This window comes from Flammeovirgaceae bacterium SG7u.111, from assembly GCA_034044135.1.
In the GTDB taxonomy this organism is placed as follows: Bacteria; Bacteroidota; Bacteroidia; order Cytophagales; family Flammeovirgaceae.
In genome coordinates, this window is sequence record CP139021.1 from 2,169,180 (window position 1) to 2,191,136 (window position 21,957).

The window sequence follows — 21,957 nt, forward strand, 5'->3', positions numbered from 1 at the left end:
GTCTGTCAAATCGTCTGTCTGACCCACTGAGTTAACATGTAAATTTACCTCTTCATATCTGCTTGGGGAGAATGGTAAACAAGTGGAAGAATTTTTTATAAAACTATTTGAGACATTGACTAACAAATTCAAAATTATGTTCTTTCCGCTTAAAAATCGCTATTCGTTAATCCTTGTTCGAAATTCGGTTTCAGCGCTATAACCAACCCTTCAATCCCACTGACTATTTTATGGGTAAGGCTGCTTTTAGGGTATTTGTCAAGTTTTAAAAGCTCCTCTTTATCTTGTGGTAAGATAGTGGAGTATCATTAAAAATAATTTTCCTAGGGAATTATTAAGAGCATCTTTGAATTTTAAGCAAGAGTGCATAAAGATCAGTATATTTTGATTGTGTAGTTTCCCCTTGAAAAATGAAAAAAGCCTTGAACTGTTATGTTCAAGGCTTTGGGATCTGATAATAAAGCAATTGCTAACTTAGTGCGTTGTTAATTAGCACTTGAAGTACTTTTTATTTCTGCTTGTATTTTGCTTTCTTACTGATAGTTACTGGTTACTTGTTACGAGTTATTAGTTTTGAAAATTCTAGCGATCATTTGCTTAAAAACTAGTAAACTGTAAATTAAATAACCGATTATTTTATTGGGTTCATTTTTCCAGTCTTTAAATACTGCTACGGTTGATAGTTACGGGTTTTAACAAATTAAACTTCTAGTTCAATCCAGTTAACTAGCTGAAATACTACGTTTTATTTTTAAGTAAGGATTGCTTTTTTTTAAAACTAGCAACCAGCATCCAGCAACTAGTAACTTTCAATAAGCGTAGTCTATAAAGATCCCAAATATTTTAAAAACTCCTCCTTCACTTTAGCATCTTTAAACTTGCCGCTATATTGTGAGGTAACGGTCGAACTTGTGGTGTCTTCCACACCACGCATAGAAACACAGAGGTGCTTTGCATCTATTACAATAGCAACATCTTCAGTGCCCAACGTCTTTTTAAGCTCTTCGGCTATTTGCACCGTCATGCGCTCTTGTACCTGCGGTCTTTTGGCAAAATACTGCACTATTCGGTTGATCTTCGAAAGCCCAATTACCTTTCCGTTGGAAATGTAAGCCACATGCGCTTTGCCCATAATGGGCACAAAATGGTGCTCACAACTAGAATAAAAGCTGATGTCTTTTTCCACCAACATTTCATTGTAGCGGTATTTGTTTTCGAAAAGCTTGATGTCGGGCTTATTTTCAGGGTTTAGCCCACTGAAAATCTCTTTTACGTACATTTTTGCAACTCGCCTAGGCGTGCCCATCAGGCTATCGTCCTTGAGGTCGAGCCCCATAATGTCCATAATCTCTCGGAAATGAGATTCGATCTTATCGATTTTTTCTTCATCGCTCATTTCGAACGCATCGTCACGCAAGGGTGTATCATAGGAAGTTCCAACATGCTCATCTCCCAATTGGTCGATGAAGTCTAAGTCGGCTTCCGTTACGTTTTGAGAACCTTTGCCGTTATGATGCAGGGTATTCAACGAAATTCCGTTCTGTTTCATAAAGGATCACTTTTAAATCAAATTTATTATCAAGTTTTGCACTAATTTTTTGCCAAATCACCACGGCTATATTTTCCGCAGTGGGGTTCAGCTCTTTAAATTCTTCGGTGTCGAGGTTTAAGTTTTTGTGGTCGAATTGCTCCAATACTTCGGCTTTAATAATGTCCCTCAGTATTTTTAGGTCTATCACATACCCTGTTTTTGGGTCAATCTCTCCAGTTACTTTTACCGTAAGGTTGTAGTTATGTCCATGATAATTTGGGTTGTTACATTTTCCAAAAATCTTCTGGTTTTGCTCTTCACTCCATTCGGGGTTATTCAAACGGTGCGCTGCGTTAAAATGCTCTTTCCTACTAACGGTTACTCTCATCAATCAAAAAAATAAAATTTGTATTGCTGTTTTTGAATTCCACAAAAAATTAGTGCGCTGCAAATGTAGTAGTTTTTAATGTTTCGTTTTGGTCGCCTCTAATTAACTCAATTATCTACCTTACAGTTCAACCTATTTTGCTTTCCAGATTCATAACATAAGGATTAGAATTAATGTTTAAGTGTTATTAAAAATAATTAAACAAAATATGGATTAATGGAAAAGTATGACGTGTGCGTGATAGGTAGTGGGATGGCGGGGCTTACGGCGGCTTCGCTTCTTACCAAAAAAGGGTTGAGGGTAGGTGTGCTGGAGCACAATTACCTGCCCGGTGGCTGCACCAGTTCTTATTGGCGGAAAGGGTTTGTGTTTGAAACAGGCGCCACTACACTGGTTGGTATGGACGAGCATATGCCCTTGCGCCATCTGGTAAATGAAATTGGTTTGGAAATACCTATGAAAAAGTTGCAGTTGCCCATGCAAGTGCACCTTGCCAATGGAAAAAAAATTAACAGGTACGAGAACTTGGAAGAATGGATTGCCGAAGCCGAAAGGGTTTTTGGAAAGAAGAACCAGCGCGCATTTTGGGAGTTTTGTTACGATGTAAGCGAGTTTGTGTGGGAAACTTCGCTTAAGCAGAAGGCCTTCCCTCCCGAAAATATATCAGATTTGATGCAAGCAGCGTCGAATGCTGACCTCAAACAAGTGCGGTATGCAACATGGGCGCTCATGTCCATGAAAAAACTTCTTAAGCGCTATGGGTTACTTGAGAACAAAGCTTTTGTCGATTTTGTAAATGAACAGTTGCTTATCACCGCTCAAAACCATATTTCGGAAGTGAATGTCCTTTTTGGGGCGGCGGCTCTCTGCTACACCAACTATGGGAATTATTATGTAGACGGCGGGCTTATAAATTTGGTGAAACCAATTGTACATTATTTGAAAGAAAACGAATCGAGGGTGCATTTGCGCAATACAGTGGAAAAGGTGACCCAGAAGGACGATGGCTATCTTATTCACACAAAAAAGCAGGGAGATATTGCGTGTGATTTTGTGATATCGGCAATTCCTCTCAACAACACCTTGCCAATTTTCGAAAATATCCCGAAGCCTGCTTTCTCTGAAAAAGAACTAAAACCAGCACTGCTCAACAGTGCTTTCCAGCTAGGCATAGGTTACGAGCCGCACAAAAAACTCCCAACCCTCCACCATCAAATCCATTTGGAAGAACCACTGCCCGAAATTGGTTCGGCGAGTATTTTCCTAAGCATCAGTCACCCCGAAGACCATACCCGCACCGATGAACCCGGACAAGGAGTCGCTTCCGTCAGTACGCATATTTCCCAGCCCAACTCAAGGTCCGCCATAGACAAAGAAAAGGTGGAAGCTGCTATTTTGAATAAGTTGGAAGAACTGGATTTTATTCGAAAAGACCACATTATTTATACGCACTCATCTGCCCAGAAAAGCTGGGAAAAATGGACGGGGAGAGCCTTCGGTTTTGTAGGTGGCTACCCGCAATACATGAAGATAAAACCTTGGCAAATGCCGGGAAACAGGCTGGATGGAAAAGGGGCGTACATTTGTGGGGACAGCACCTATCCGGGTCAGGGTATTCCGGGAGTAACGCTTAGTGGGATAATTGTAGCCGATAAATTTATGAGGGATCAGAAGAGTTATTTGAAAAGGAAAAAATATGAAAGGGAGATGAGCTTGCTTTAGTTTCAGGGAGGTTGGCTATTTTAGCCAAATGAACCATTAGTCGGAACGTCCATTCCACCCAAGCAATAGGATTGCTATAAACCAATGCCGACAAGATCCAGGGGGCGCTTTGATCGGAGGGGTGCTAATTGGAGTACTTTACATAACATTTTAGATGGGGGAATCGATGATGTTTATATGCTGTTTCAAAAAGAGAAAAATACAAATTTTGTATTTTAAAACCGTTATTACAAGAAGTTACTTCAAAGAACAAAAAACAGAATAATGGAGCCAAGAGGATATGGGTACCTAGCAGGGTTACTACTCATGTTAGCATTAAGTGGTATTGCAATATTGTTTAACTCTATTAGAAATTATCTGGATGAGCGATACCTTAGAAAAAAAGGAACTGTCGATTTCAAAACAAAAAATGGAAAAACTAAAGGGTATTGGGTCACAAAAGATGGTGAAAAGTATGATAAGGATTTAAAATTGGAAGATTAGATATTATACATATACTTAAACTATAAGAGTAGAGAGGGATGGACAAATGCTCCGAATAATTGGGGCATCAATTCTAATTTAATAATTGAAAATAATAGTAGGGATAATATTCATATAGAGACAAATCATAAAGAGATTTCTTGACTATTGTTAAAACAGAGTATTTACTTCCATTTGGCGTGCAGATATAGGGTAATATTTCTTTAGGTCTAGCATCGTTAGGCAACATTTGTAGCTTACTATTTGGAATAGTCTCAACATAATATTTTGAAATAAACCCGATCATAGGTAACAACAACTCTTCATAGGTTTGATGGGATAAAAAATTGTGGCATCTGATAGATACTTCCTCCAATAAATGAATATCATAGGTCTTAATTTCGCTGTTAAGTCCAATTTTAGTAAACAACTCATTTTCAAGGGAATCCGAAAGCCTAGGAAATTCTTTGTCAAAAGAGTAATACTCAAAAATGGACGTTCCAAGATTTATGTGATATGCTTTAAAATCTTCGAAATCATTAAAGAGTGATCCATATTGAAAAGATGTGTTATTCCCTGAAATATAAGAAACTACCAAGTATTGTCCATTTTCAAGTTTTAACAACTTTTTATTTTGACAGAGAGGTTTTTTCCAAAAAGAAAAAATAGAACCATCTACTACCTCAAAAGTAAAATGGTCGAGAAGTTTTTTTATATTTTCTTCGCCAGTAATTTCAATCAAGCCATTTTTTAAGAGAGGATGTAGAAGTTTTGCCACTTCTCTTTCGTTTTCCTCTAAATCATGAGAAACATAGTCTTCTAGATATTCCTTAGAAGGAAATTTCAACATCAACTTTTCTTTTTTACAGTCCCTCAAATAGTAAACACCCTCACAAAAATATTGCTCATAGCGAGGTCTCTCTATTCTCGAAACGATTGAATTATTTGTAACATAACTACTCTCGTCTTCATTTACTAAAATGATTTTCAATGGACTGTATCCAATAATTTCCTCTATGTTATCTTGTGCCACTAGATCAAAATAAGTTAGAAAAGATAAAAATAATATATATGCCTTCATGCACTAAATATATTTTAATTTTCTGGAAAATCTCCCCAATGGCACAAGCGTCTCACTTGTGCCTACAAAGCTGGATATTTCTTAGCAAACAAGAGAGCGGTTTCCTGCCCACTCTCGTCATTTTTTTTATAACTATCTTCTAAGTACATGACAAAAAAATCTTAAAAGCGATTTTGATGTCGTTTCTAATTGTATTGATAAAAGCATTGGTAAGGAAATCAAGCCCGTAAGTAAAGAAGCTTACGGCCCTCCTGCCGTGGTTTTTAATTGCTATTTTTTTGACACAATCATTAAGGTAAATGCCTACGCTGTAAGACCAAACAAAAGCAATGGAAATGACTTTTATCAGGGTGTCTAATCTTTCATAATCAGTAATATGGGTATCTTCCAAATTAAAACCAGCCGACTTGAAAGCCCTGAACATAGTTTCTATCTGCCAACGGTTTTTATAGATGTCTAGGCTTAAGTCTTCTTGGTTATAGGAAACCAATATCAGGTAATCAATTTTTCCATTTTGACCAACATATTTAATACCTGAGAAATAGCCCAACGTATCATTGAGATAAACAATTTTAGGGTGAAAATATACTCGGTTTAGCCGTTGAGCCATTAATAACCAATAAGCTTTCACCGTTTTGCCTTCCGCCAAAGTAATATGCATATTATTGCGGACCCTGATAAAATAACGGATTTGATGGCTCGTCAAATACGCCAACCAATCTTGGCCAACAAACTCTCTATCAGCTGTCAAATAGGCAATCTTATCATCTCCAAAGTTGAGCATAAAACGATTGAGTAGGTCTTTTCGCTCTTTTTGAGAGGAATTGCCCCGCTTATTTCCCAATGTGCACCAAAATACGGGCAGGCCTACTCCTTTATAAATTACTGATAAGAACAAAATGTTGATGTTGAGCTGTCCCAGCTTCCAATTTGTCCGGTCCAGGCTTAATTCATATTTACCTTCTATTGGTAAGGTTTTCATTATCAGCTTACAATAAAGGGCTTCTGCAAAGGTGAATTGGCTGAAGAACCGCTGGACTCTACGAAGTTTTGATGATAGAAGAACCCCATTATCATATCCTGTCGCCAATCGTTTGAAATTCACGCTCCTTACTTTCAAAACCGATATGATTAAATAACTCAACAACGTTATTCTGGCTTTATTTCCTCCCAACTCTTGCTGCAAAATCAATTGCAATTCTTTACTTTTATACAGGCTTGTCATCTAGGTTGTTTTTTTGTCTCGCAACTCAAAAATAACCTTTTGATGGCTTGCCTTTTATTTTTGTCATGTACTCAGAAATGGCATTAGAAAAAAATCATCTTCCATTTCCTTCGCTTTTCTTTAAATCAAGTTATTTTTCCTCTGTTTCGGGGAGGTTGGTTATTTTAGCCAAATGATTGAAGTCAGTAAGCTGAGCAAGTCCTTTTCTGGAAACCGAGTGGTCGATAACATTTCCTTTTCGGTGGAAAAAGGTAAGACGTTGGTGCTATTGGGGAAAAGTGGGTGTGGGAAAACTACTACGCTCAAAATGCTCAACCGCTTGGTAGAGCCTGATGTGGGAGAGATCAGGATATTGGGCAAGAATGTACTTGCCATCACTCCCGAACAACTTCGCAGAAACATAGGCTACGTTATCCAAGATACTGGGCTTTTTCCTCATTATTCCATTGCCCAAAACATTGCCGTGGTGCCCACGCTCCTTGGTTGGGAAGCAGGCAAAATCAAGAAAAAAACTTCCGAATTGCTGGAAATGTTGGATTTGCCCCAGTCTATCCTTAGCCGGAAACCTGCCGAGCTTAGCGGAGGGCAGCAACAGCGGGTGGGCATTGCCCGGGCATTGGCTGCCGAACCACCCGTCATCTTGCTCGATGAACCCTTTGGGGCGCTCGACCCGCTCACCCGTCAGCAAATAAGGAAAGACTTTAAGCAGCTAGAAACCCTGCTCGATACTACAATGGTGATGGTTACCCACGACGTAGCCGAAGCGGTGGAACTTGCAGATGAAATTTGCCTCATGGATCAAGGGAGGATTGTTCAGAAAGGAGTTCCAAAAAACTTGGTTTTTAATCCGAATTCTAGTTTTAGCAAAGCTTTTTTCGAAAATGATTTTTTGCAGCTTAGCTTCAGTTTGGTAAAAATAAAAGACCTTTTGCCCTTGCTCAATCCTACTGGTAAAGAAGAAAATGGCAAGGAAATAAGCCACTTTTCTGTTCAGGAAAATTTAGCCTTAGTGCTCAATTCGGCAAATGGGCACCTGCTTGCTTTTAAAGAGGAAAGAGAAGGCAGTGAACCAGTTTATACAAACAAAGAAGCACTTTTGATCGCTTACCAGCGGTGGGTGGAAAACGGATACGCATGAATGAGTTTTTAGATTATTTACAGGCAAATCAGCATACGCTTTGGAAGGAAACCTTGCAGCATATTTGGCTGACCTTGTTTTCCCTCTTTTTGGCAACATTGGTTGGTGTGGGGCTGGGTATTTTGCTCACTAGGTTTCAGAAAATCTCCCGCCCTGTAATGGGCGTAGTGAGCACCATCCAGACCATTCCTAGCTTGGCTTTGCTCGGTTTTTTGCTGCCCTTTTTGGGCATAGGCGTGCTGCCCTCCATTGTGATGTTGTTTCTCTATGCGCTGCTGCCCATTGTCCGAAATACCCTTACGGGAATAGAGGGAGTGGATTCTTCGGTAAAAGAGGCGGCAATGGGCATGGGATTTACCAGCCAGCAGCTGCTTTTGAAGGTAGAATTACCTTTGGCCATGCCCACCATTTTTGCAGGAATCCGAACCGCTTCGGTCATTAATGTAGGCATTGCAACACTCTGTGCACTTATTGCCTCAGGTGGTTTGGGTACGTTTATTTATCGAGGTATTTCCCTCAACGATGCCAATATGATTTTGGCAGGGGCTATTCCCGCCACCATCCTTGCCCTTGTTTTTGATTTTCTCTTTTCCATTATCCAGCGGAACATCAGTCAGCTATTTAAACCAGTGCTAATCGTTGCTCCTTTGGTGCTGCTCTTGGTCTGGTTTGCTGGTAAAAATGATGCTGGGGGCAATGGGTTTACCGGAGGCTTCCACCCTGAGTTTATGGAGCGGGTAGATGGTTATGCAGGAATGTCGCAGGTGTATGGCCTGAAAATGGAAACTGTGGAGCTGGATGTTGGGCTAATGTACCAAGCCTTGGTGGAAGGGCAAGTCGATGTGATAGGAGGATATTCTACCGATGGGCGAATTGATGCCTATGGCTTAAAGGTATTGGCCGATGACCAAAACTATTTTCCGCCTTACCAAGCTGTTCCTGTGGTCAGAAAAGAAACTTTGGAGAAATATCCTTACCTACTTCCCTTGTTGGATAAGTTGGAAGGGTTGATCGATAACAAAGCAATGCGCAAGCTTAACTACCAAGTAGACCATGGTATAGCCGATGCTAAAACAGCAGCAAAAAACTTCCTAGGGGAAAAGGGTTTCCAGACGGATATAGACAGGCAGGGCGACACAGATTTGGCAATAGGAGGGAAGATCTTCACCGAGCAATTTATCTTGGGAGAATTAGTTGCCACCTATCTAGAGAACCAAACCTCGCTTACCGTGGAGGTAAAAGGGGGTTTGGGAGGTACAAAAATTATCTTAGATGCGCTGAAGGCTGGGCAGATAGATATGTACGTAGAATATACAGGAACGGGCTTTTTGGTCTGGTTCAAGCCCGAAGAAGCGGTGATAGAAAACCTCATTCGCTCATCAGAAAAAGTGCTTGATTATGTTTCCCTCCAAAGTGACTCCCTGCTCAATATCCATTGGGGAAAACCGCTGGGCTTCAACAACAGCTACGCCCTCATGATGCGTGGGAACACCGCCGATTCTTTAGGTATTGAAACTATGTCTGATTTGGGGAAGTATTTGGGTGGGGAGTGATGATGGGTTATAGCGATGGTTAAAACTCCAAGCTAACCCCCAATACTACATTAATACCCAGATCATCGGCGAAATAGCGCCAGCGGTTGAGGTAGTCGCGATAGACTTGGTTAAGGAGGTTTTCCGCTTTGGCAAAGGTATTTAGCCTTACCGAGCCTAGTTGCTTTTCTGCCGAAACTTTTGCCCCCACCAAGTTATAGCCTTTTGGTGGCGGGGCGTAGTCTTGGGAAGGCAGCAGGTTTCTCTGTTCGAACACGTACCTATTGTTGAGTTCTAACGTGATGTTTTCAAACCTCCCAGCCTTAGGCAGTATGTAGTTCACCGCCGCAAAAATATTATTGGATGGCATATTGATCAGGGGCAAATCGTCCCCTTCGTTCCAACCTTTCAGGTAGCTGTATTTGAGCACGGCGTTGGTGAGGTCTGTAAATTTATAGGTCGCGGCAAAGTCTAGCCCATAAATCACCGCATCGGTCTGCTCGTATTTGAACACAGGAAATACCCCACGGATGGTCAACCTTACGGTATCTTGGGGATTGAGGTAAATGAAATCGTCTATTTTTTGCCAGTAAACCAAAGCATCCACCATCAACCTATTTTGGGAATTGGCCTTGATGGAAAATGTGTTTTTGAAAGAATTCTCTTTTTTTAGGTTGGGATCGCCTTCTTCTATTCCGCCCACCCCTTGGTGCACCCCATTGCTATACAGCTCATTCACTTCAGGGTTTCGGGAAGTCAAGCCAATGTTGTAAGCTAGCGTTACGCCCGGGCTTAGTTCATAGCTTGCCCCACCTGAGGCACTGTAGTTGGCAAAAAGGTTATTGTACCGAATGATTTCCCTCGGAACGGTTTGGGAAATAGCGGCAACCCGCTGCACATCATAATCAAACCTCCCCCCAAACTCTACAAACCACCTGTCCGAATCCCATTGGGTGATGGCAAACACACCTGTTTTGTTCGAAACATAATCTGGGATGAGGGGTAAAATCCCCGTTTCAGGCAGGTTTGTGTTGTTCACACTATTCAATTGAACACCTGTTTTTAGCAACCATTCAATGTTCAATTCTTTCTCAAACTTAAACTCAAAAAAATGGCTGAATTGCTCTAGGCTCAAAGCAGGCATGTCTGACCGACCACTTCTTCTCACATCGAATTCTTTTCTCAAATTGAGCTGCCCAGCGTAGGTAAAATCAAGCATTGCCGTTTCGCCATATGCATAACCCGTATGGAATTTCACCAAGTGGTGATTCACTTTTTGGTACGGTGCAGAAATGTCGTACGAAAAATAGTCTTTGGTGTGAAAAGGCACTTCTCGCTCAAAAGCGTCCTCCGAATCGGTCAGGTTTCCGATATGGCTGCCCCTCAATATTCCAAGGTTCGAGTTGAAGGTGCTAAGGTACAATTCGGTTTTCCAATCGGGGGTAATCGACTTTTCTAGTTGGAGGGTAAAATTGGCTTCCTCGTGCCCCGTATTGGTCAAAAAATAATTCGGGCTTCGTTTGTCCCCACTTTTTTTGACAGTCCCAACCGCCCTCCAGGCCAACCATTTGTCTTGCTCAAGCTGCATGTTCACCCCGTGTCCTCTTCCGTTCGATTCGTAAAAGTAACTGCCCTTCCCATGCAAATGCGGCTCATTGTCAATTTCCTTAGGGTCAATCATCACCACGCTCCCCAAGTTGCTGCCTTGGTACTCCAACGCCGCCGCTCCTTTCACCACTGTGAGCTTGTTTGCCGACCAAGGGTCGATTTCTGGCGCATGGTCTGCCCCCCACTGCTGCCCGCTTTGTGCCACGCCGTTGTTCAAAATAGTCAAACGGTTGCCGTACATCCCGTGGACAACGGGCTTGGAAATGGTGCTTCCCGTCCGCAACGTACTCACCCCGGCAATGCTCTCTAGCATATTCCCCAAGTTCTGGTTGGCATTTTCGGCAATCGTAGCCTCCCTTATCATCTGCACTTCTTGGGTGGATTCCATCATCTCCATCCCCACTACCGACACCTCATTGAGTAAGCGAGTAGCTTTGGAAAGCCTGATCACTACTGAAGTATCTCCATCTACTTTAAAATAAGCTTTTTGGGTTTCGTAACCGATGTAGCTCACAATCAGGTGAACATCTCCCTTGCACACGTTCTTTAGCTCAAAAGTACCATGCACATCACTCATCACCCCTCTTTTGCTTTCCTCAATAACAATATTGGTAAAAGGCACGTGTGTGTCCGAGCCTTGCTCTTGCACTACCCCCTTTATACTAAAAAAACAGTCCTGAGCAAAACTTAGCCCAGGAACTGCAAATGACATTAGGATGAATACTATATTTCTCAAATACACTGTTAAGTAATTTTTTGGCTGAGTGAAGATTGGTGTTAGTTGCTTTTTGCTGGGCGAACTGATAATCTAATTTGGAGTCAATTCAAGCGAGACGCTCGCGCCAGACAATTTTTTTAACCCTATACTGGTATGTTAGTTCAATAATTATTGTGATTTAGTTTCCAACTTATTAAACCAGCAACACATCATAAAGCTTGAAAACCAATCAATTACTTTACTTCCACATCAAACGTAACTTCTATGTCTGTTTCTCCACCTGCGTTGGTGATGTCGCCGTCTTTTACCCCGTCGGCGGTTTTGTTGGGTTCGTGCCTCAAAGTTACGGTCAATTTTCCACTTCCCGCAGTAGTGGTCGCAACTTTAGTAGCCAAGCCAACAGGATTTCCGTCACCATCTATATCGTCGTAAGCAACAGAAAGACCATTAACGGTAGTTTGGTAAAAAAACTGGTGTTCGTCATTCTCTTCTTCTACTTCTTCCGTGATGTCTTCAGCAGGAGATTCCAATTCGTTTAATAGCTCAATACTTCCCTCATAAGTAGTGTTTGCAGCCAATGTGCCTCCTGTTATTTCTGGATCATCTCCTCCATCACCGTCCAAATCTTTGAACTTCAGTTCAACTGTTGTTCCTCCACCCACAGGTGTAAGCGTGTAGGTAAGCGTGGTGATCAGTTCTTCTTCATTAGGGATTTCTGGTTCAGGATCGTCCGAACAAGAAGACAAAAAGGTCATCACCAATCCAAGTGAAATGAATAAGAAATTTTTAATTTTCATTACGATAAGTTTTAGTAGGTTTTGAGTTTATCATGCAAAGATAAATACTAAATGCAATAATGTTGCATTTAGTAAAAGGTTTTTGCAACATTATTGCATTTTATCTTTTTTAAGTAATGAGGAAAGGTGAATTAAAGGCTATGGTATTTGCTTCGGTAAGTAGCAGGGGTAAGCCCTACAAATTTTTTGAATTGGCGGTGGAAAAAGGACATGTTTTCATAGCCACATTCCATGGCTAGTTGGTTGATGGAAAAGTCGGTGTCTTGCAAACCTTGGCAGACTTTTCTGATCCGGAATTCATTGAGGTAATGGGTGAAAGACTTGCTGAACTGCTTTTTGAAATACTTGCAGAACGATACTTTGGTCATGAACGTCAAATCTGACATTTCTCCAATAGTAATCTTCCTAGTGAAATTTTGTTCAATAAAAGTGACAATATCTTTTACCCGATGGTCCGATTCATCCGTTTTGAGCAATTTTCCGCCAGACCCCGAAAGAGCTTTTACCTCCTTAAGCTGCGAGAGGCTGAGCAAAACCTCCATAAATGCCATTATTTTTCGAGCACCTTCTATTTGGGGCAAGGCTTCAAGCTGCTTGCCTATCTCGGCAGTCTGTCCCGATTCTTCAAAATGCAACCCATGATCGGCTCGGGAAAGCAAGAGCCTGATGGGCTGGAACTCTACGATTTTATCTAAGAATTCCTCAAATATCTGGGGACTCCACTGGATGCAAATGGAAGCAGACCCTGCCGAATATGTAGGGTCGTTTTTCCAAGTATGGGGCAACGAAGAGCCTAGTAACACCAAATCTCCGGGTTGGAAATTATCTATACTACTGCCTACATATCTAATTCCGCTGCTCTGGCGGATGTACGTCAGCTCAAATTCCTCGTGGTAGTGCCACGGTGCATCAAAATGATTGTTTTCGTAGAAAAAAGCATGGATCGAGCTGTCTAAGTCGTGGGGGACTAGTTCCAGTTTAGGCCGCATAAAGCTCTATATTTCTATTTAAAGTTCGTGTTTAATTATCAAAAGGGAAATATAGTACATCTTTTGAAGAATATAGGATTTAATGGGGAATAGTCTTACAGCGTACTTTTGTTGTAGATTAAAACGAAATGGAAAGGGATATGGAAGTAATATGCAGCGGGTTAAATGTAGTTGACTTACTAGTGTCTAGCCCAGAAACGATTGCCTTTGGGCAGAAAAACGAGTGTGAGAAAATAATTATACAAGGAGGTGCCCCGGCAGGAAATGCAGCGTGCGGGTTGGCAGCTCTTGGGCACGATACGGCTTTTTTGGGTTATTTGGGCGAGAATACGCTCAGCGAAATAGCAAAAGCAGAATTGTTGCGACATGGGGTGAAGCCCACACTTTTTAAAGAGAAAAAAGAGGCGACTCCTGCCATAGCGATAGTTCAGATCAATAGTGAAGGCGAACGAACTGTTTTGTATTCGATGAACGGTTACGCCCCTTTCCAACCTGAAGACCTAGATGAATCTGCCATCAAAAACTGTAAACTGATATTGGTAGATGGCTACGATGCCGTGATAAATACGCATTTGCTCAAACTTGCAAAAAAGTACGGGATAGCCACGGTGCTCGATCTGGAAAAAGCAGATGAAGCGGTGATGAAAGAAATGGTTTCCCTTACTTCCCACGCCATTTTGCCTCTGGAAACAGCCCAGGCACTTTCGGGCAAAACCAGCATTGAGGACTGCGTAGAGGCAATAGCCCAATTCACCAATGCCCAAGTGGTAGTGACGGACGGAAGCAATGGCTCATTTGCAATGGATAATGGGAAGCTAGTTCATCAACCTTCTTTCAAAGTTGAAGTAGTAGATACAACGGGTTGTGGCGATTCGTTTCATGCGGCGTATGCTTCGGCTCTTTTGCAAGGAATGGACTTGCCGCAGCGCATGGAATATGCCAGCTTTTTTGCCGCACAAGTCGCAACGGTATTTGGTGGGAGAACCCACTTTCCTTCAAGGGAATTCATGGAAAAACACCTTCATTCTGAAGTAATGAGCTGATCATTTTCAGCTAATTAATACCTTGTAAACCAAGTTTTCGTGTTTTTAAAATAAAGCCTATTGTTGATTTACTACCGTATTTGATTGTTGCTGACGGTCCGCCGCTGCGGTTTCTCGTTACTGGTTGCTCGTTTTTTCTTAAGAAAAGTCTTTTACTTTTTAAGAAGAAGACAGTTAATCAACTCATTACCTAGTTGAACCAGTAACCCGTAACTAGCACCTAGTAACCGTCAGCAGGGTCTAAAAATCAAAATAATAAGCATTATTAAAACACTCGGTTATTTAGTTCACAGTGTATTTTAAAAAGCACATAGCCCATTTTTTTATAGATATTTTTTGAAAACATTAGGTAAATAAACAATGGAAACACTAGCATTATCAAACTTGGAACATGGCATTGTTAGCCATCTTTTCGAGAAAGCGATCCTTCCTCCACAAGCAAAATACAGAGCCAATATTGGGCTGGTAGGAATAGGTTTTGAACTTCATTTCGATTGGAATTCTATTTTGGAAAACTACCAAATAGCCAAAGAAAGCCTGAAGCAGAGCCTTCCCAAAGATCGGTTCAACCTTGTTTGCTCCAAAGAGCCGCTACAAACTCCCGAAGATGTATTGGGCTGGCTAGAACAAGCAAAAAAAGAAGGACTTGATGGGGTGATTATCTACCAAGGTTCGTTCATGGCCGGGGAATTGGGCGCTACGGTTGCCCGCTGGCTCATGCAAAATCCAACACCTGTACTTAGTTGGTCGCACGACGAAGCAACGGGAGCTCGCCTTTCCAACAACCGACTCTGTGCGCAAAATTTCCTATTGAATATTTTCAAGTCTAGCGGAGTGAAATACTCTTGGTTGTTCGAGTCGCCTCGTTCGGAAAGCTTGGCGGAGCATATGATGGTTTTTGCGAAAGCGGTGTATGCCAAAGCGTCTATCAACCAACGGACAATTGGGATGATTGGAGGATTTAGAGTTCCCGGTTTTTACGATTGCGAACTAAACGAAATGGCGCTTTTGAAGCGGTTTGGAATAAAAGTAGACCGTGTGGATTTTGAAACTATTTGGGAGCATGGAAAGCGATTTTCAGGTGCGCTAATCAGCGAAATCAAAGAAGAATTACTCAACCATCCTCTGTGCAAATACAACAATGTAGCTGCTGAGCAAATTGAAAAATCGATTAGGCTTTCCCTTGCCATAGTAGATTTCAGTAGGGAAAAGAATTATTTGGGAGTTGGGCTCAAAAACTGGCCCGAGCTTTTTGATCATTACGGCATAGCGGGAGACGGTGCTGGGGCATTGATCCAAGATTTGGGAATCCCTGTAGCAGATGAGTCGGACATGGGCGCACTTATCACCATGGTGCTTATGAACCAACTCAGCTTGGAAGAAGCCATCCCAACACTAGTAGATTTATCCCTTATAGAAGAAAATAAAAACCGCATAGGCTTTTGGCATTGCGGTGGAGCACCTACCAAACTGATAGATACAGACTCAGGATTTGAGGTGCGAAACCATAGCATTTTGGAAAACTACGACGAGGAAAGTAGCATGGGAATGCTGTTGGAATTTTTACAAAAAACAGGCCCTGTGACCATAGCGAAGTACCAATATCCAGATGCTGGTCGGGTAATGGGCTGGGAAGGAGAGATCAAGCCTTCCAAAATGGCATTTAGAGGAAGCTATGCGGAAGTAGAGCCTAAGGAAAACGAAGCTAAGGACATTCTATCTTCGGTAATGAACAATGGGCTGGATCACCATTGGATAATAGGTAGGGGACATCTCCTGCAAGAAATTCAGGAACTCAACCACTGGTTAGAAATTCAAACTATTGATATAGAAAAAAGTAACAGTTATTTATATGGACACAGTAATAGATAAAGTACTCGACAAGAAATTTGATGAGCGATTTGCCACGCTTAAAGAGTTGTTTTTAGCGTATAGAAACTCAGAAAGATGCCTCCCTGCTTTCAACGTGAATGACAACTACGACCTGAGGGCTGTGGTGGAGTCGGCCAGCGAATTGGATACAAATGTGATGGTGATGACCTATCCGCCAGTGGTGGAGTTGAACTCGCCTGAAGTATGCCGAGCGTTGGTAGATGGTATAAAGAAAACAGCAAAGCATAATGTCTACTTGCACCTTGACCACAGTACTTCGGTGGATATGTGTAAGCATGCAATAGATGTTGGCTACGATTCGGTCATGTTTGACGGTTCTCAACTTCCTATTGAAGAAAACATAGCCAAAACCAAAGAAGTAGTTGACTATGCAGCATCTGCCAACGTGGTGGTGGAAGCTGAGATTGGTAAGATTATGGGAAGAGACGTCATCGTAAATTCTCCTGACGACTTTTTGGCAAGTGTAGAGGATGTGGTGAACTTGTATGAAACAACTAAGGCAGATATCATTGCCGTAGGAATTGGAACTGCGCATGGTTTTACTCCAGAAGAACCAAAAATCTACTTCGACCGTTTGAAGGAAATTTCATTGGCTATTCCCGCTCCATTGGTGTTGCATGGAGGCACAGGCATTCCCGATGCAGACATACAGAAGTCTATCACCATGGGGATTGCTAAGATCAACATAGGGACGATTGTTCACTCGACGTATATGAAGTTTGCGAAGCAGGAAATTGATAAAGCTGGGGCGGGAGCCTATCCTCCATTTATCATGAAAGAAGTGCTTCCAGAAATCAAAAAAGTGGTTGCCGACCGATTGAAAGCGGTAAATGTTTAATAAGCGCAAAGTTAAACTTTTCCCACCTCCTCAGGGCTATTCGTCAGTTTTGGGGAGTTTTTTCTTCCTAATCGGTTACTTGCCCCCTACGCTAAGCCTTCGTTAACTTTCTATGAACCCCAATTGGGTTGTATCCATCTTTTGTATTTTTCGCTCCCAAACGAAACCAACACGAAAAGATGCCCCAAAAAGTTTCTAACGAACAAGGTGATAACAACGTAACACCATTAAGAAAAGAATATAGAAATCAACTTAGCGATGCAACGTTAAAAGTTCTGGAAGAAGACGAAAAATACTTCTTGCACCAAGCGCTGTCCACTCCTGTGATGAATGTGCTGACCAAGACCGAAGGGGCTCGAATTACAGACTTAGATGGAAATTCCTACCTCGACCTACATGGAAATGGGGTGCACAATGCCGGGTTTAGTAACCCAAAAGTGATAGAAGCGGTCATTAAGCAACTACAAGGCCATTTGGCTTTTACTCCCCGCCGATATACCAATATTCCCGCTATTGAGCTAGCTAAAAAACTGGTGGAAATCACCCCAGAAGGGCTAGACAGGGTGCTTTTTTGCCCAGGTGGCTCAGAGGCCATTGAAATGGCAATTATGCTTGCCAAGCAAATTACGGGCAGATGGAAAACAGTTTCTTTTTGGGATGCTTACCATGGAACAGGGTTTCAGGCTTCGAGCATTTCTGGGGAAGAGCATTTTTTGGTCGGGAATGGCCCTATGGTTCCAGGAGCATTTCATGTTGAATTTCCCAATTATTACCGAAACCCTTGGGGCTATACTAACCAAGAGCAAATTGACCGGGAATACCTTCGCCAGCTCGCAACTATTTTAAAAAGAAATCCGGATGTAGCAGCTATTATAGCCGAACCCATTTCGGCTACGCCAGTAGTCCCATCCCAATTTTACTGGCAAGAAATAAGAAGGATGTGCGATGAATACGGGATCTTCTTGATTTTTGACGAGATAATTGAAGGCTTCGGGCGAACAGGAAAAATGTTTGCCAGCGAGCATTTTGTCACGCCTGATGTGTTGGTGTTGGGCAAATCGCTAGGCGGAGGACTGGTGCCTTTTGCCGGCATAGTCACCAAAGAAAAGTACAATGTGTTGCAGCACCGCTCTATTGGTCACTTTACTCATGAGAAAAACCCGCTTTGCTCTGCTGCTGGTCTGGCGGAGATCGAGTACATACGGGAACATGGCTTGGTAAGAAATGCAGCTGAATTGGGCGATTACCTAATGGCTAAATTGATTGAGCTAAAAGAAGAGTTTTCGATAATAGGAAACGTGGCGGGGAAAGGCTTTCACATTGGGGTGGATTTGGTAAAAGATAGGAGTACGAAAGAAAGAGCTGTGGAAGAAGCGGAGCAGATTATGTATTACTGTATGGATAAGGGTTTGGCTTTTAAGATTATAGAAGGAAATATAATTACTATGCGTCCTGCGCTTATTCTTTCTAAAGACGATTGTGATTTTATCATTGCCACACTGAGAGATGCGTTTGAGAAATTTGTGGTTTAGCTAAAGTTTTGTTCTTGGGCGAAGTGGATTTTTAAACAGCATTTTGTTTTTTAGATTTTTATCAGCTTTTTTCGAGAATAAAAAACATAGCTATAAGACCCATGAAACGATCAGACATCCAGAATATGCCCCAGTTTTTTGACCGATACATTTTGAAGGTCGATGATATTGAACTGCTAGAAGGCTTGGAAAATTCCCTCACTTGGTTTGATGAGAGATTGGAGCAAATCACAGCGGTACAAGATAAAATTTATGCGCCGGGCAAGTGGACTCCAAAAAATATCATCCAGCATATTTCAGACAATGAGCGCATTCAAGCCACCCGTGCCATGCGGTTTATGCGGAATGACAAAACAGTGTTGCCGGGCTACGATGAGCAGCTGCTGGGAGGCAACACCAATGCAGATAACTTGCCTTTAGAAGCAATTATTGAAGAGTTTAAAGAGTTGAGGAAAGCGAGTATCACCCTTTTCAAAAACAGTTCGGATGAAATGCTAATGAGAACAGGAATTTGCTACAATGTAGAAATTTCGGCACTTGCACTAGGGTTTATGCTCATTGGGCACCAGATGCACCATCTACAGGTTATGGAGGAAAGGTATTTTTCATTGTAAAACACTTGTTTTATTGCTATTATAAAAAATAATACCCTATTTGATCCCAATAATTTCAAAGCAACTTGATCAAGTTTCGCTATCAATTCTACTAATTTATAGCTATATTCCCCACATTGTGACAAACTTATTATTACAGATATGGCTGCCTTGTCGGTAGCCATATCTGTTAACTATTCTTAGAAAATAATAGTGGATAGCAAAAGTATTTATAAAAAAGAACATATTATTGCCAATAACATATTGGATCATGGTTTTTTGATGGGTTCTGTATTGGGGATGCTTGGCGTTTTGGTTGCCTATGAGTATACGTTTGATGAGTTAAATATTAGGTTTGTTGCTGATTTTACTATAGTAGTTGTATTCTTTTTCGTCTACCTTTTTAGGTCTAATATTGGTTTGAAAGTCAAAAGTGTACTTGGAATAGTTGGTATTTCAATTATCGCTTTTAGCGATATATATGTGCTGGGTCTTTCCTCTGAAAACATAATTCTTATTATAATCTTGCCTGTTTATGTATATCTAGTATATAGCTTGAGGCAAACTGTTTTTGTATTTGCAGGCCTCTTGGTATGTTTTCTGGTACTGGGCTTTTTATTTGTCACAAATAGGGTAGAGTTGAGCAGTACAATTTTGGAGCGTACAACGTCTGTTTTACCTTGGATTATCCATGCAATAATGCTCATTATTGTATCTGTTTTGGTTATCTATATTATCTATTATTATAAAAAACATTTTGGGGTTTTAATAGATGAATTGAAAAAGACTAATAATGCTCTTGCGAGTAGTGAGCAGACTTACCGAGAGATTTTTAATGCCTCTACAGACCAGATTTCCATTCACGATCTTGAGGGGAATATATTAGATGCAAATCCAACCATGCTCAAAACATTTGGCTACGAATTTCATGAAATTAAAGAAGGAGGTTTGAAGAGTTTGAGCAATGAAGAAGTTAGAGACGCAGCAGCAAAAGTTAAGCAAATAACGGAAAAAGTAAAAAAATACAAGGAGTGTAGTTTCGAATGGCAAGCAAAAACAAAAGAAGGGAAGGGTATTTGGCTGGATATAACGTTGAAAATTGTCACTCTTCTTGGTGAAGAAAGGATCTTGGCTATAGGAAGGGATAATACTGACAAAAAAGCAGCAGAGGAAGAATTAATTGCCACAAAAAACATTTTAGAGGCAGCGATTGCACAGTCGCCTTCGGGAATTTTGATAGCCGATGCGCCAAATGTTTCTATCAGGATAGCCAATAAAGCTGCCTTCGGAATTCGTGGGGGAGATGACAGAACCCTAACAAGCATTGAGGTGAACGAGCATGCTCAGAGGTGGCAAACTCACTTACCTGATGGTAGTCCTTATCCACCTGAAAAACTTCCGCTTTCTCGGGCAGTGCTTGAGGGGATAACAACCAAAGGGGAAGAGTTGATCATAGTAGATGAGGTCGGTAATGAGCATTGGATAAATGCAAATGCGAGCCCTATTTATAACGATAAGCAAAAGATTACAGGCGGTGTAGTGGTCTTTCATGACATTACTGAATATAAACTTACTCAGCAAGCTTTGGCAGAAAGCGAAACGCGCTTCAGAACCCTAGCGGAAAATGTGCCAGGAACCATTTATCTCTGCAAAAATGATGAGAGATACAGCATGATTTATCTCAACAATGAGATTGAAGCGCTTACTGGATACCCTAAAAAGGACTTTTTGGAAGGTAATATCAGTTTCTTTGATTTGTACCATCCTGATGATGTAGCTCACTTGGTTGCCGATGTTGAGAAAGCGATAGATGCTAAAGATCCGTACCATCTTATTTATAGGATAAAACATAAAAATGGCAAGTGGGTGTGGGTAGAAGAATATGGCGATGGAATATTTGAAGGAGATGAGCTAATATATTTGGAAGGTTTTTTTATTGATATAACGGAAAAGAAAAAAGCAGAACTGGAACTTGAAAAGTATAAGAACAACCTTGAGTTATTAGTAAAAGAGCGGACGGAAGAATTGGAAACAATGAATGAGGAAGTCAATGCTACTAATGAGGAGCTTTACATCAAGAATGACCTTATTCATGAGCAAAATGCAGAATTGAAAACTGCATTTGACGAATTGAAAAAAACACAAGCCCAACTGCTGCAAGTAGAAAAAATGGCTTCTTTGGGTATCCTTACGGCTGGTGTAGCCCATGAGATAAACAATCCGCTAAATTATATACATGGGGGCTATCTGGGATTGAAGAAGTATTTTGAAGAACAAGGTCATGAGAATAAGAATATCCCCATTCTTCTGAATAGTATAAGGACTGGCGTGGAAAGGGCTTCGGATATAGTGAAAGGTTTGAGCCAATTTAGTAGAAGCAACGAGGCTTTTAACGAAAACTGTGATATCCATTCTATCATTAATAATTGCCTGATCATGCTGCAAAATCGTTTGAAAAATAGCATTGTAGTAACAAAAGAATTTGCAGGTGAGGACTTGATAGTAAAGGGAAATGTAGGAAAACTTCACCAAGTTTTTATAAACTTGCTTACTAATTCTAGTCAAGCAATAGAGTTGGGCGGAGAAATAAAAATATGGACAAAAGTGATTGAAAATATGGCTGTAATTGAAATAGCAGATACAGGTAAGGGGATAAGGGATGATAACTTATCCAAAATAACTGATCCTTTTTTTACTACAAAAGCACCAGGCAAAGGGACGGGGCTTGGTTTGTCTATTTCTTACTCAATTGTCCAAGAACACCATGGGCAAATTGAGTTTGAGTCGGAGTTTGGTGTGGGCACAAAAGTAAAATTGTCTTTTCCACTCAAAAATGAGTAAGGAAGGAGTAACAAACGGAAACTAGC

At 41.2% G+C, this 21,957-nt stretch carries 17 protein-coding genes; 10 read left to right on the plus strand and 7 right to left on the minus strand.

All coding sequences use genetic code 11. The features are described 5' to 3' along the window. Positions 1-823: 823 nt before the first annotated feature. A complete protein-coding gene (gene folE / locus R9C00_08530; protein WPO37493.1) occupies positions 824-1,549 on the minus strand; it encodes a GTP cyclohydrolase I FolE in 726 nt (241 codons plus the stop codon). After that, positions 1,509-1,919 (minus strand): 6-carboxytetrahydropterin synthase, encoded by a 411-nt coding sequence (locus R9C00_08535; GenBank protein WPO38767.1) that lies wholly within the window; start codon positions 1,917-1,919, stop codon positions 1,509-1,511. Before R9C00_08535 ends, folE begins: the two co-directional genes overlap by 41 nt. 216 nt (positions 1,920-2,135) lie before the next feature. On the opposite strand from R9C00_08535, the gene R9C00_08540 reads away from it, so the two are divergent. Continuing rightward, the gene (locus tag R9C00_08540) at positions 2,136-3,641 is read left to right on the plus strand and encodes an NAD(P)/FAD-dependent oxidoreductase (GenBank protein WPO37494.1); all 1,506 of its coding nucleotides are present in this window, start codon (positions 2,136-2,138) and stop codon (positions 3,639-3,641) included. A 264-nt stretch (positions 3,642-3,905) separates the two neighbouring features. Next, complete coding sequence (locus R9C00_08545) at positions 3,906-4,124, plus strand: hypothetical protein (protein ID WPO37495.1); 219 nt, start codon at positions 3,906-3,908, stop codon at positions 4,122-4,124. A 73-nt stretch (positions 4,125-4,197) separates the two neighbouring features. Here R9C00_08545 and R9C00_08550 read toward each other — a convergent pair whose 3' ends face one another. Then, the gene (locus R9C00_08550; GenBank protein ID WPO37496.1) at positions 4,198-5,184 is read right to left on the minus strand and encodes a hypothetical protein; all 987 of its coding nucleotides are present in this window, start codon (positions 5,182-5,184) and stop codon (positions 4,198-4,200) included. A gap of 139 nt (positions 5,185-5,323) precedes the next feature. After that, the gene (locus tag R9C00_08555) at positions 5,324-6,409 is read right to left on the minus strand and encodes an IS4 family transposase (GenBank protein WPO37497.1); all 1,086 of its coding nucleotides are present in this window, start codon (positions 6,407-6,409) and stop codon (positions 5,324-5,326) included. Between the two features lie 172 nt (positions 6,410-6,581). Here R9C00_08555 and R9C00_08560 point away from each other — a divergent pair, with 172 nt between their 5' ends. Together R9C00_08560 and R9C00_08565 are read left to right on the plus strand one after the other, a co-directional pair. Next, positions 6,582-7,547, plus strand: coding sequence for an ABC transporter ATP-binding protein (locus tag R9C00_08560; protein ID WPO37498.1), 966 nt, complete (start codon positions 6,582-6,584; stop codon positions 7,545-7,547). Then, on the plus strand, positions 7,544-9,100 hold the full coding sequence (locus R9C00_08565; GenBank protein ID WPO37499.1) for an ABC transporter permease/substrate-binding protein: 1,557 nt from the start codon (positions 7,544-7,546) through the stop codon (positions 9,098-9,100). Before R9C00_08560 ends, R9C00_08565 begins: the two co-directional genes overlap by 4 nt. Before the next feature lie 19 nt (positions 9,101-9,119). On the opposite strand, the gene R9C00_08570 is transcribed toward R9C00_08565, so the two are convergent. The 3 genes from R9C00_08570 to R9C00_08580 form a co-directional block, all read right to left on the minus strand. Continuing rightward, positions 9,120-11,429: a TonB-dependent receptor gene (locus R9C00_08570; protein WPO37500.1), complete on the minus strand. Its 2,310-nt coding sequence runs from the start codon at positions 11,427-11,429 to the stop codon at positions 9,120-9,122. A 209-nt stretch (positions 11,430-11,638) separates the two neighbouring features. Further along, on the minus strand, positions 11,639-12,202 hold the full coding sequence (locus R9C00_08575) for a hypothetical protein (GenBank protein ID WPO37501.1): 564 nt from the start codon (positions 12,200-12,202) through the stop codon (positions 11,639-11,641). 131 nt (positions 12,203-12,333) lie between these two features. Further along, the gene (locus R9C00_08580; protein ID WPO37502.1) at positions 12,334-13,191 is read right to left on the minus strand and encodes an AraC family transcriptional regulator; all 858 of its coding nucleotides are present in this window, start codon (positions 13,189-13,191) and stop codon (positions 12,334-12,336) included. 128 nt (positions 13,192-13,319) lie between these two features. On the opposite strand from R9C00_08580, the gene R9C00_08585 reads away from it, so the two are divergent. From R9C00_08585 to R9C00_08610, 6 genes are all read left to right on the plus strand, one after another. Continuing rightward, a complete protein-coding gene (locus R9C00_08585) occupies positions 13,320-14,234 on the plus strand; it encodes a PfkB family carbohydrate kinase (protein ID WPO37503.1) in 915 nt (304 codons plus the stop codon). A 360-nt stretch (positions 14,235-14,594) separates the two neighbouring features. After that, the gene (locus R9C00_08590; GenBank protein ID WPO37504.1) at positions 14,595-16,106 is read left to right on the plus strand and encodes a hypothetical protein; all 1,512 of its coding nucleotides are present in this window, start codon (positions 14,595-14,597) and stop codon (positions 16,104-16,106) included. Next, entirely contained in the window at positions 16,087-16,965 is an 879-nt protein-coding gene (locus R9C00_08595; protein WPO37505.1) for a class II fructose-bisphosphate aldolase, read from the plus strand. Before R9C00_08590 ends, R9C00_08595 begins: the two co-directional genes overlap by 20 nt. Positions 16,966-17,144: 179 nt before the next feature. Continuing rightward, positions 17,145-18,497, plus strand: a complete 1,353-nt coding sequence (locus tag R9C00_08600) for an aspartate aminotransferase family protein (protein WPO37506.1) — start codon at positions 17,145-17,147, stop codon at positions 18,495-18,497. A 101-nt stretch (positions 18,498-18,598) separates the two neighbouring features. Next, entirely contained in the window at positions 18,599-19,111 is a 513-nt protein-coding gene (locus R9C00_08605; protein ID WPO37507.1) for a DinB family protein, read from the plus strand. 192 nt (positions 19,112-19,303) lie between these two features. Further along, a complete protein-coding gene (locus R9C00_08610) occupies positions 19,304-21,931 on the plus strand; it encodes a PAS domain S-box protein (protein WPO37508.1) in 2,628 nt (875 codons plus the stop codon). Positions 21,932-21,957 lie beyond the last annotated feature (26 nt).

What these genes read in the sequence shown, in the direction of transcription:
- folE (WPO37493.1), bottom strand. Translation starts at nt 1,549, where the DNA reads ATGAAACAGAACGGAATTTCGTTGAATACCCTGCATCATAACGGCAAA.
- R9C00_08535 (WPO38767.1), bottom strand. Translation starts at nt 1,919, where the DNA reads ATGAGAGTAACCGTTAGTAGGAAAGAGCATTTTAACGCAGCGCACCGT.
- R9C00_08540 (WPO37494.1), top strand. Translation starts at nt 2,136, where the DNA reads ATGGAAAAGTATGACGTGTGCGTGATAGGTAGTGGGATGGCGGGGCTT.
- R9C00_08545 (WPO37495.1), top strand. Translation starts at nt 3,906, where the DNA reads ATGGAGCCAAGAGGATATGGGTACCTAGCAGGGTTACTACTCATGTTA.
- R9C00_08550 (WPO37496.1), bottom strand. Translation starts at nt 5,184, where the DNA reads ATGAAGGCATATATATTATTTTTATCTTTTCTAACTTATTTTGATCTA.
- R9C00_08555 (WPO37497.1), bottom strand. Translation starts at nt 6,409, where the DNA reads ATGACAAGCCTGTATAAAAGTAAAGAATTGCAATTGATTTTGCAGCAA.
- R9C00_08560 (WPO37498.1), top strand. Translation starts at nt 6,582, where the DNA reads ATGATTGAAGTCAGTAAGCTGAGCAAGTCCTTTTCTGGAAACCGAGTG.
- R9C00_08565 (WPO37499.1), top strand. Translation starts at nt 7,544, where the DNA reads ATGAATGAGTTTTTAGATTATTTACAGGCAAATCAGCATACGCTTTGG.
- R9C00_08575 (WPO37501.1), bottom strand. Translation starts at nt 12,202, where the DNA reads ATGAAAATTAAAAATTTCTTATTCATTTCACTTGGATTGGTGATGACC.
- R9C00_08580 (WPO37502.1), bottom strand. Translation starts at nt 13,191, where the DNA reads ATGCGGCCTAAACTGGAACTAGTCCCCCACGACTTAGACAGCTCGATC.
- R9C00_08585 (WPO37503.1), top strand. Translation starts at nt 13,320, where the DNA reads ATGGAAAGGGATATGGAAGTAATATGCAGCGGGTTAAATGTAGTTGAC.
- R9C00_08590 (WPO37504.1), top strand. Translation starts at nt 14,595, where the DNA reads ATGGAAACACTAGCATTATCAAACTTGGAACATGGCATTGTTAGCCAT.
- R9C00_08595 (WPO37505.1), top strand. Translation starts at nt 16,087, where the DNA reads ATGGACACAGTAATAGATAAAGTACTCGACAAGAAATTTGATGAGCGA.
- R9C00_08600 (WPO37506.1), top strand. Translation starts at nt 17,145, where the DNA reads ATGCCCCAAAAAGTTTCTAACGAACAAGGTGATAACAACGTAACACCA.
- R9C00_08605 (WPO37507.1), top strand. Translation starts at nt 18,599, where the DNA reads ATGAAACGATCAGACATCCAGAATATGCCCCAGTTTTTTGACCGATAC.